The sequence below is a fragment of the Clostridium tagluense genome, from assembly GCF_003865095.1.
GTDB lineage: Bacteria > Bacillota > Clostridia > Clostridiales > Clostridiaceae > Clostridium_AD > Clostridium_AD tagluense.
Genome location: NZ_BHYK01000125.1, coordinates 1 through 554, shown reverse-complemented (window position 1 = coordinate 554; position 554 = coordinate 1). Strand labels below are relative to the sequence as shown.

Sequence of the window (554 nt, the reverse complement as noted above, 5' to 3'; positions counted from 1 at the left end):
TGCATACCTATTTATTCAGTATGCAGTACATAGTTGTTACTATGTGGGTTCCCCCATTCGGAAATCTTTGGATCACTGGCTATTTGCGCCTACCCAAAGCTTATCGCAGCTTAACGCGTCCTTCTTCGGCTCCTAGTGCCAAGGCATTCGCCATGCGCCCTTTGTAGCTTAACCTTTATCTTTATCTACTTGCGTAGATAATTTCGTCTATTTACATAAACGTTTTAATTCATTTTGCGAAATTGTATTAATTTCATCTATACACCATTTACATGGCTTTAACTTATTAAAACAACTTTAATTTCACTGTGCAATTTTCAAAGAACATTTCTAGAAAGATTAAATTAATAATTAACTCCAAAGAGTTTACTAAGATTAGTCTCTCAAAATTAAACAGAGAATAGGTTACGAGTAATTACAGTAGATGTTTTGAAGAATAATTAAATTCTTCTTGTTGCATTGACCGAAGTCTTTGCATCTACTCCCTAGAAAGGAGGTGATCCAGCCGCAGGTTCTCCTACGGCTACCTTGTTACGACTTCACCCCAATCATCA

At 36.5% G+C, this 554-nt stretch carries 2 rRNA genes; both read right to left on the bottom strand.

Annotated elements, in window-relative coordinates:
• A 23S ribosomal RNA gene (locus tag Ctaglu_RS24820) occupies nucleotides 1-174 on the bottom strand; the annotation flags it as partial.
• A gap of 315 nt (nucleotides 175-489) precedes the next feature.
• Nucleotides 490-554 (bottom strand): 16S ribosomal RNA (locus Ctaglu_RS24815); the annotation flags it as partial.